Raw genomic sequence first — 9,982 nt, 5'->3', positions numbered from 1 at the left:
GCCCGGGCAGGCGCTTTGCGCCGCCCCCGGGGGAAGCGTGCAGGATGTTGCAGAACTTTCCCGGAGGCGATGCTGCGCATCTGTCCGGGCTACGCGTCCCCGGCGGTCTGCAGTCCCGTAGCCCGGGCAGGCGCTTTGCGCCGCCCCCGGGGGAAGCGTGCAGGATGTTGCAGAATTTTCCCGGAGGCGATGCTGCGCATCTGTCCGGGCTACGCATCCCCGGCGGGAAAACCCATCAACCCTACGCCGAATTAATATGTTCCTTGCAGTAACGACGCTTCCACGCCGCGGGCGTCAGGCTGGTATGCTTACGGAAAATCTTGCGAAAATAGCCGACATCGTTAAATCCGCATTTCATCGCCACCTCGGTGAGCGACAGGGAATCGCTGATAAGCAGCTTTTCCGCCGCCCTCACCCGCTGACGGTGCAGCGCTTCGGTTAAGGTCAGCCGGAAAACATGGCGATAAATCCGCCCCAGATAATCGGCGTTGCAGTGCAGCTCCTGCGCCAGCGTGGATGCGGAAAGGGGCAAATGAAACCGGGTACGAATGATTTGCTGCGCTCTCCACGCCAGCGCGTTGCCGGGGCTGTCGGCGGGCTGTTCGCCCGCTGCCGCCGAAACTTGCTGCAGAATCAGCAGCAGGATCAGCTCCAGCGCCACGCTACGATGAATATTTTCCTGCTCGCGTAAGAATTGGCGGAACAACGAAATAATATACTGCGGCTCGCTGACGCGCGTGTGCTGCGGAATCGACAGCAGCGCCTCAGGCAGCGAAACGTTTTCACCTGAGGTCACTTCAAAATGCAGCCAGTAGAATTTTAAATCTGCCGGAAATTGCCCGATTCCGACGTGTAAACGCTGCGGCCAGAGCAATAAACTTTCCCCGGCGTTGACGCTAAAAATCTCGTTGTTTTCGCGGATCGTTAATGTTCCTTTTTCCACAAAGATTATTTCCCAGGAGTGAAGCTGACGAGCCGGATGGCTGCCGATGCCTCGGGAAATAAACAATCCACCATTTTGCACCTTAATCGGAAGTGACATGGACAATTCAAGCATAGACATTCAATATTCCGCTTTTAATAGCACCAATAACCCCTGTTATCTTTGATTATTCACGATAAAATAGCCGCCCGCTGGATCGAAATCACATTTTTACCATCAGGTCGGAATCGTCCTCTTTTTATACTTTTTCCTTCCCTTGTTGCCCCCAACATTTAGTGCAGAATAAATAACGTAATTTGCAAATAACACAATTAAAGCCCGCACTTCAGCGGGATATTATTCGCACATCATCTCCGGGAGTTATTTATGACTTCGGCTCCGATTACCACAACTGATTTGGCACAGCGTGCCCAGGACGACAAATTATCCCTTCGGGAAAAAATAGGCTACGGATTGGGCGACGCGGGCGGGACGGTGATTACCTGCCTGATCATGAACTTTTTAACTTTTTTCTATACCGATGTCTTCGGCCTGACGCCCGCGCTGGTCGGGACCCTGTTTCTGGCCCTGCGCGTTTTCGACGCCGTTTCCGACCCGATTATGGGCGTGCTGGCCGACCGTACCCAGAGCCGCTGGGGACGCTTTCGTCCCTGGCAGCTGTGGATTGCCGTGCCGATCGGCGTTATCGGCGTCCTGACGTTTACCGTGCCCGACGCCAGCATGGGGGTAAAAATCGCCTGGGCGTTCGGCACCTATCTGCTGCTGTCGGTGAGCTACACCGCGATAAACGTCCCCTACTGCGCGCTGATCAACACGATGACCACGCGTCATAGCGAGGTTATCTCGTGCCAGGCATGGCGCTTTGTCCTGTGCGGCGTGGCGGGATTCTTAGTCTCCGTTGGGCTGCCGTGGATGGTAAAAGCGCTCGGCCAGGGCGATACCGCACAGGGGTATCAGTACGGCGTCGGCGTACTCTGCGCCATCGCGGTGGCGATGTTCCTGTGCTGCTTCTTCTGGGTTCGCGAACGCGTCTCGCTGGATGTCATGGGGAAATTTACCCTGCGCGAGCACATCGCCGGGCTGCGTAAAAACGACCAGCTGCTGCTGATGCTGGTGATGTCATTTCTGCTCATCAACGTCTTCAATATCCGCGGCGGCGGCTACATGTACTTCATCACCTACGTGCTGGGCGGCTCCACCGGCTACACCTCGCTATTCTTCACCATGGTAACCTTCGCCTCGATTGCGGGTTCCGTCATCATCAACCTGCTCTCGCGCCGCTTTGATACCGTCAAACTTTACTACTACACCAACCTGGTGCTGGCCGCGCTGGCCGTGGCGATGTGGTTTTTGCCAACCGGGCAGGCGTACCAGACCCTGTGGCTGGTCGTCATCCTCGGCAACGGCATTATTCTCGGCTTTACCCTGCCGCTGCACTTTTCGCTGATGGCCTTCTCCGACGACTACGGCGAATGGAAAACCGGCGTGCGTTCTTCCGGGATGAACTTCGCCTTTAACCTGTTCTTTATCAAGCTGGCGTGGGCCTCCAGCGCCGGCATTATCAGCCTCGTGTTTATCTACGTGGCCTATCAGCCGGGCGTGGAAAACCAAACGGCATCATCACTGGCGGGTATCGCCTCCATGGAGACCCTGCTGCCTGCCCTGTTCCATCTGCTGCTGGCCTTCTCCATTCGCGCCTGCAAGCTCAACAATCCGATGATGGCGCGCATCGCCAGCGATCTGCGTACGCGTCATGTTCAGCCTTAAGGAGTCCGCCATGTCTGTTATGGAAGTCGATCTGCACAAACTGAAAATCAACGACCCGTTCCTCGGCCAGTACCAGCAGCTGGTGCGCGATGTGGTGATCCCTTATCAGTGGGATGCGCTTAACGACCGTATCGAGGAGGCGGACCCGAGCCATGCGATAGAGAACTTCCGCATCGCCGCCGGGCGACAGGAGGGCGAATTCTACGGCATGGTCTTTCAGGACAGCGACGTGGCGAAATGGCTGGAGGCGGTGGCCTGGTCGCTGTGTCAGAAGCCGGACCCCGGGCTGGAAAAAACCGCCGATGAGGTGATTGAACTGGTCGCGGCCGCCCAGTGTGAAGATGGCTATCTGAATACATATTTCACGGTCAAAGCGCCAGAGGAGCGCTGGACCAACCTCGCCGAATGCCACGAACTGTACTGCGCCGGGCACATGATTGAAGCGGGTGTCGCCTTCTTCCAGGCCACCGGCAAACGTCGTCTGCTGGATGTCGTCTGCCGCCTCGCCGACCACATCGATAGCGTGTTTGGCCCCGGAGATAACCAGCTGCACGGCTACCCTGGCCATCCGGAAATCGAGCTGGCGTTAATGCGCCTGTATGACGTCACTCAGGAGCCGCGCTATATCGCGCTGGTGAACTACTTCGTTGAGGCGCGCGGAACGCAGCCGCATTTTTACGATATCGAATATGAGAAGCGCGGCAAAACCTCTTACTGGAACACCTACGGTCCGGCGTGGATGGTGATGGATAAACCCTACAGCCAGGCGCATCAGCCGATTTCCGAACAGCCGGTCGCCATCGGCCACGCGGTGCGTTTCGTCTATCTGATGACCGGCGTTGCCCACCTCGCCCGTTTAAGTCAGGACGAGGGCAAGCGCCGGGATTGCCTGCGCCTGTGGAAAAATATGGCCCGGCGTCAGCTGTATATCACCGGCGGCATCGGTTCGCAGAGCAGCGGGGAGGCCTTCAGCAGCGACTATGACCTGCCAAACGACACGGTCTATGCCGAAAGCTGTGCTTCCATTGGCCTGATGATGTTTGCCCGCCGGATGCTGGAGATGGAAGCCGACAGCCAATATGCCGACGTGATGGAGCGCGCGCTGTATAACACCGTGCTGGGTGGAATGGCGCTCGACGGCAAGCACTTCTTCTACGTCAATCCGCTGGAAGTGCATCCAAAATCCTTAAAATTCAACCATATTTACGATCACGTTAAGCCCGTCCGTCAGCGCTGGTTCGGCTGCGCCTGCTGTCCGCCGAATATCGCACGGGTGCTGACCTCGCTGGGGCACTATATCTACACGCCGCACGGCGACGTCCTGTACATCAACCTGTATGTCGGCAACAGCGTGGAGATCCCGGTGGGCAATGAGGCGCTACGCCTGCGCATCAGCGGCAACTATCCGTGGCAGGAACAGGTGAAGATAGTCATCGATTCATCTTCACCGGTTAATCATACCCTGGCGCTGCGTCTGCCGGACTGGTGCGATAAGCCGCAGGTCACGCTCAACGGCGCGCCGGTTACGCAGGACGTGCGCAAAGGGTATCTGCACATCAGCCATCTCTGGCAGGAGGGCGACACGCTACAGTTAACCCTGCCGATGCCGGTGCGCCGCATTTACGGTAACCCGCTGGTGCGCCACCAGGCAGGCCAGGTCGCCGTCCAGCGCGGTCCGCTGGTTTACTGCCTGGAGCAGGCGGATAACGGCGAGCAATTGCATAACCTGCAGCTGCCGCGCGACGCCCGGTTTAGCGCTGTCGAAGGCAAAGGGATTTTTGCCCGCAAGATACTTCTCCAGGCGCCGGGCTATAAGCAAACGGCGGAAGATGCCGAAAACCAGGCCCTATGGCACTATGACCGCGCGCCGTCCTCCCGTCAGCCGCAAGTATTAACCTTTATTCCGTGGTTTAGCTGGGCCAACCGCGGCGAAGGCGAGATGCGCATCTGGGTGAACGAAGCGGAAGCGTAAATGTGAGTGTGAGCATTCCCCGGTGGCGCTGCGGTATGAACCGGAAACATGGGTAACACTTTAGACCGGATACATGGGTAACGGTTATCGTAGCCCGGGTAAGGCGTTCACGCCGCGACCCGGGACTACCTGCTTATGCTAAAGGAACAATGCCTTATCGCGCAGAATATGATCGTTGCCGCGACGGCGGGTAAAACCGATGCGGTCGAAATATTCGAGGATCTGAATCGCCAGCTTGCGCCCGACGTTCAGCGTATCGCGGAAATCCGCCGCGCAGGTTGAGCCCCTTTCCAGATCCAGATCGCGGATCATTTTGGCAAACGCCACAATCCGATCGTTGCGATAGTAGCGATCTTTCACGATCGCGGTAATCATCCCCTGCTGCGCCGCCTGGCGTAATACCGCCCGCATTAACGACTCTTCTACGTTGGCTTCCCGCGCCAGATCGCGTACCCACCATGGCTCATCGGCAAACAGCCCGGCAACCCGCTGCCAGATGGCCTGCTGCTCGTCGGTAAAGCCCGCTTTATGCTCCGGCAGATGCAGCCAGCCGTGGTGGCTGTGAACAATGCCGCTTTCGCGCATCTGTTCAATCAACAGCAGCACCAGCGCTTCATCTTCCATCGGCAGCGCAATACGCCGCAGGCGTTCGCGGCCCGGTCCTGGCTCATCGCGATGCTGATCGTGATAGCGCGCCAGGGCATCGAGCAGCTTCCGCTGCCAGCGCGCGGCGAGCGGGGCGCTCAGCAGGCTATTTCCCGCCTGCAGATAGTCAGGGCGGTGAATCAGCGCGTTGAGGCCATCGCGGCTGAGCTGACGCGCCCAGGCGAAATCATCGAGGCGCACCGCATCGCGCTGAAGGTGAATATCCAGCGCCTGGACGTCATCGCCCTGCGCGGCGGCCAGCGCGTGCAGCCACTGTAAATACTCCGGCTTACGCTTGCCCCGGCGCGGCGGATTGAGGGTCACCACTCGCGCACCGGCCAGCGTCAGGCGCGCGGAAATATCGCGCAGTACCAGACGGTCGTTATCCGCCAGCCGCAGCGGCGTATCGAGAACCAGCTCCGCCAGCGCGCCTTCGAGCAGCGACACGCGGCCGGTAATATGGCTGGCGGCGTGGTGGATATGCAGCGGCTGCCACTGGCTAAGCGGCGTATGGCACTGCAGTTCAACGATGACCCGCTCAGAGGCTTCCGGCGGCGGTACCGCCAGCAGCCAGTCGCCGCGGTTGAGCTCCTCTTTTTGCGCATCGCCGGCAATATTCAGGGCAATGCGCTGGCCGGCCCAGGCCTGCTCAACCGGCTGATTCTGCGCGTGCAGACCGCGCACGCGCATCGGTTTATCCACGCCGGTCAGCCACAGCGTATCGCCAACGTTGACCTCGCCGGATAACGCGGTCCCGGTAACCACCAGCCCCGCGCCTTTGACGGTAAATGCCCGGTCGATGGCCAGGCGAAAGCGCTGATGCTGCGGGCGCGGGCGCGCGGAGAGCTGCAGGAGATGTTCGCGCAGCTCTGCGATGCCCCGTCCTTCCGTCGCCGCGACGGCAAACAGGGTCGCGCCGGTAAAGCCGAACTCCGCCAGCACCGCGTCGATTTCCGCCTCCACCTCCTCAATCCGCGCCGCTTCTACGCGGTCCGCTTTGGTCAGCGCCACGGTTAGCGTTGGCTGCCCGGTAAGCTGGAGGATCGCCAGATGTTCGCGGGTTTGCGCCATCACGCCATCATCGCAGGCCACCACCAGCAGCGCGTGATCGATACCGCCGACGCCGGCCAGCATATTGGACAAAAACTTTTCGTGGCCGGGAACGTCGATAAAACCCAGCACCCGCCCGTCGGGCTGCGGCCAGTAGGCGTAGCCGAGGTCGATAGTCATCCCGCGCGCTTTCTCTTCCGGCAGGCGATCGGCGTTGATACCGGTAATCGCCTGCAGCAGCGTGGTTTTGCCGTGGTCAACGTGTCCGGCGGTGGCAATAATCATCTCAATAACATCTCCATAAACCGGGATTCATCCTCAAGACAGCGCAGGTCCAGCCACATGCGGCCATCGTAGATCCTGCCAATAACCGGCACGGGCAACTGACGCCAGCGTGCCGCCAGAGCTTCCAGCCGACTGCCGCGCCCATCGCGCGGAGTCAACGTCAACGCCGCGCTGGGCAAGCGGTCCACCGGCAGCGAGCCGCTGCCGATCTGCGACAGGCATGGCTCGACCCGCAGGTCAAAATCAGCATAATGTGCAGCCAGCGCGGCCCGCATGCGCTCGCCCTGCAGGCGGATTTCGTCCGCCTGGCGAGTCAGCAGACGCAGGGTCGGCAGTTCAGCGACCAGCTTTTCCGGATGCAGATAGAGGCGCAGCGTGGCCTCCAGCGCCGCGAGGGTCATTTTATCCGCCCGCAGGGCGCGCTTAAGCGGATGGCTCTGCAAACGCGCGATCAGCGCTTTTTTACCGACGATAATTCCCGCCTGCGGGCCGCCCAGCAGTTTATCGCCGGAGAAGCTCACCAGGCTGACGCCTGCGGCAATCATCTCCTGCGGCATCGGCTCTTTCGGCAGGCCGTACTGGCTTAAATCCACCAGCGAGCCGCTGCCGAGATCGGCCACCACCGGGATATTGAGTTCGCGGCCAATCTCCGCCAGCGCCGCTTCATCGACCGCTTTAGTAAAGCCCTCAATACTGTAGTTGCTGGTGTGCACCTTCATCAGCAGGCCGGTATTGTCATTCACCGCCTGACGATAATCTTTCGCGTGGGTGCGGTTGGTGGTCCCGACTTCATGCAGAACGCAGCCCGCCTGGCGCATCACGTCGGGAATACGAAACGCGCCGCCGATCTCCACCAGCTCGCCGCGCGACACCACCACCTCACTGCCGCCGGCGGTTGCCGCCAGCATCAGCAGCACCGCCGCCGCGTTATTGTTGACGATACAGGCGTCTTCCGCGCCGGTGATCTGGCAAAGCAAGTCGGCCAGCGCGCGATCGCGGTGGCCGCGTCCGGCATCGTCAAGATCGTATTCCAGCGTCACCGGCGCGCGCATCGCCTGGGTCACCGCCTCTATCGCCGCTTCCGCCTGAATCGCCCGCCCAAGGTTGGTGTGCAGCACGGTACCGGTCAGATTGAACACCGGGCGCAGCGCGCTCTGCTGTCGCTGCGTCAAACGACGCGAGGTCTCCATTAGCCACGCTTCGCACCAGTCCGGCAGCGCCTGGTTCAGGCGGATGTATTCCCGCGCCTCGTCCAGCATCTGACGCAGCTGCGCCACCGTCTGGGCGTGACCGTATTGCATCAACAGAGGTGAAAATGCGGGGTCGCGGAGTAAACGGTCGATGGCCGGAAGCCGGGTATAAAGCGCACGAATTTCGCTAGTCATGAATGAACCTATTTTCCCCCCTCCCGACGGGAGAGGGAGTCAACAAATGAGCAGCAATTGTAATGCCTCCGCGCAAAAACTGTTACCTGTCTGGGTCAACTCACCGGCGGTTCAGTGCGCGCAAAGCTGGCGCGCTGAAAGAGGGAATCCACCAAGCGAACCAGCTTCGGTCGGGTGGCGCACCAGCCCGGCGCGACGCGGCGGAAATTGAGATAAGCAATGGCGCAGGCTGCGGAAATGGTTGCCAGATTGACCTCATCAGGACGTAATGTCCCGTCACTGGCATACCCTTCCAGCGCATCAAGCCCGCGCGCAATTTTTTCACGCTGGCGCAGCAGTTCGCTTTCCGACTGCTGGGCCGCCGGGCGCGTTTTCTCCCGTACCAGCGTTTGCGCAGCCTCCATCACGCCATCAGCCAGCGCTTCAATTTGACGCAATTTCAGCGCAGCCTTCGGCGCCGCAGGCAGCATATCCGGCGCGATGCCGAGCAGCTCCAGATATTGCGCAATAATGGGCGAGTCGTACCAGCATTCACCGTCGTCGGTGAGCAGCGCGGGGACTTTTCCCAGCGGATTGTACTGCTCCACGCCGTTGGTCTCGTGGTAAGGGAATTCGTTGACGAACTCGAAGGGAATCGCTTTTTCCAGCAGTATGACGGAAATTTTGCGCACAAAGGGACTGGTGTAGCTGCCGATCAGTTTCATTGCCTGCTCCTTTCGCCAACAAAGTAGTAAGTATGGCGCAGGCGCAGGCAAATAGCAGAGAGAGAAATCACCTCATGCCGGACCGACCCCGCTAATGGTCCAGATAGAGATAGTGCATCCAGCTGGTCATCCGCAGCAGCACCTTGCGCATCACCGAAACGTGGGTGAAATGATCGGAGTAGACCGCCACCTGGGCGTAAATGCCGTCAGGCAGGGCGTCTACGGCGGCATCGGGCTCCAGCTCAATGGTCGCCAGCACGCCGTCGGTGCCCGGCGTCACCGTCAGCGCCTGCAGCGTGCCCTGCGCCTGGTATGTTCCCCCCGGCACGACTGGCAGGATGCTCACCAGCTTGCCGCGAAAGACCTGTCCCGGCAGCGCGTTGAACACCGCTTCAGCATCGTCGCCCTTCTCCAGCCTGAGCAGCGAATTTTGCCGGAACTGCGCCACAATCAGCCGTTTTTGCTGGGGGATAAAGACCATCACCGGACGCAGCGGCAGCGAGGCGGCATAGGTCCCAGGACGAATTAACACCTGGGTGATATACCCGTCGCTGGGCGCGCGTACGGTCGTCTGCTCGAGGTTATATTTCGCCTCCGCCAGCTGCGCGCGCAGGCTTACCACCTGCGACTGTTCGCCGTTTATCATGCTGTCGAGCTGGCTCTGAATTTGCGCCTGCTCCGCCACCGATCCTTTCACCATCGCATCCTGGGCGAGGTAGTTTTGCCGGGCATTATCGATATCGCTTTCCGAAAACGGATTGACCCGCGCCTGGCTTCCTTTCAGGTAGCGCTGATAATCCTTATACAGACGGTCGCGCTCCGCCGAAACGCGCGTGGTGTTGGCCTGAGCCTCAGAAAGCTGGGCTTTAAGGGTATTGATACTGTGCAGCGCGGTAACAAGGTCGGCCTGTAGCCGGTCCACCCGCGCCTGATAACGCACCGGATCGATGGTAAACAGCACCTCGCCCTTTTTAACCCGTTGATTTGCTTTATCCGTGACGCTGCTGACCACCCCGGTAACCTGCGGCGTAATAGGAATAGAAATAACCGCTTTTTGCGCGGTAAAGGTATACGGATGGTTGTAGTTCATTAATAAGATAAGCGCGCTAACAATAAATACGCCGCCCAGCGCCGCGGTGGGAACCGTCCATTTATTTACCGGGATCTTAAATATTTTAAATATCGACCAGGCAATCGCCACATAGGTCAAAATAATCAGCAGATCCATGAG

General features: G+C 59.5%; 7 protein-coding genes. 2 read left to right on the top strand and 5 right to left on the bottom strand.

What is annotated here, in order from left to right; genetic code table 11:
• Positions 1 to 241 precede the first annotated feature (241 nt).
• Positions 242 to 1,057 (bottom strand): helix-turn-helix domain-containing protein, encoded by an 816-nt coding sequence (locus ABLU67_RS21930; RefSeq protein WP_032751988.1) that lies wholly within the window; start codon positions 1,055 to 1,057, stop codon positions 242 to 244.
• A gap of 252 nt (positions 1,058 to 1,309) precedes the next feature.
• On the opposite strand from ABLU67_RS21930, the gene ABLU67_RS21925 reads away from it, so the two are divergent.
• Both ABLU67_RS21925 and ABLU67_RS21920 read left to right on the top strand, forming a co-directional pair.
• Positions 1,310 to 2,710, top strand: coding sequence for an MFS transporter (locus ABLU67_RS21925; RefSeq protein ID WP_064374921.1), 1,401 nt, complete (start codon positions 1,310 to 1,312; stop codon positions 2,708 to 2,710).
• A gap of 10 nt (positions 2,711 to 2,720) precedes the next feature.
• Positions 2,721 to 4,682: a glycoside hydrolase family 127 protein gene (locus ABLU67_RS21920; RefSeq protein ID WP_348852535.1), complete on the top strand. Its 1,962-nt coding sequence runs from the start codon at positions 2,721 to 2,723 to the stop codon at positions 4,680 to 4,682.
• Positions 4,683 to 4,820: 138 nt separating this feature from the next.
• On the opposite strand, the gene selB is transcribed toward ABLU67_RS21920, so the two are convergent.
• The 4 genes from selB to ABLU67_RS21900 all read right to left on the bottom strand — a co-directional run bounded on the left by selB (position 4,821) and on the right by ABLU67_RS21900 (position 9,979).
• Positions 4,821 to 6,662, bottom strand: coding sequence for a selenocysteine-specific translation elongation factor (selB, locus tag ABLU67_RS21915; RefSeq protein ID WP_046876794.1), 1,842 nt, complete (start codon positions 6,660 to 6,662; stop codon positions 4,821 to 4,823).
• Complete coding sequence (gene selA, locus ABLU67_RS21910) at positions 6,659 to 8,047, bottom strand: L-seryl-tRNA(Sec) selenium transferase (protein ID WP_348852534.1); 1,389 nt, start codon at positions 8,045 to 8,047, stop codon at positions 6,659 to 6,661. Before selA ends, selB begins: the two co-directional genes overlap by 4 nt.
• Positions 8,048 to 8,142: 95 nt before the next feature.
• Entirely contained in the window at positions 8,143 to 8,751 is a 609-nt protein-coding gene (locus ABLU67_RS21905) for a glutathione S-transferase (protein WP_148842212.1), read from the bottom strand.
• A gap of 91 nt (positions 8,752 to 8,842) precedes the next feature.
• A complete protein-coding gene (locus tag ABLU67_RS21900; RefSeq protein ID WP_032692969.1) occupies positions 8,843 to 9,979 on the bottom strand; it encodes an HlyD family secretion protein in 1,137 nt (378 codons plus the stop codon).
• Positions 9,980 to 9,982: the final 3 nt, after the last annotated feature.

Origin of the sequence: Klebsiella sp. GN_Kp190 (genome assembly GCF_040061795.1) — a bacterium.
In the GTDB taxonomy this organism is placed as follows: Bacteria; Pseudomonadota; Gammaproteobacteria; order Enterobacterales; family Enterobacteriaceae; genus Klebsiella; species Klebsiella michiganensis.
Note: the sequence above shows the minus strand (reverse complement) of the source record. Positions and strands in the feature narration are given on the sequence as shown.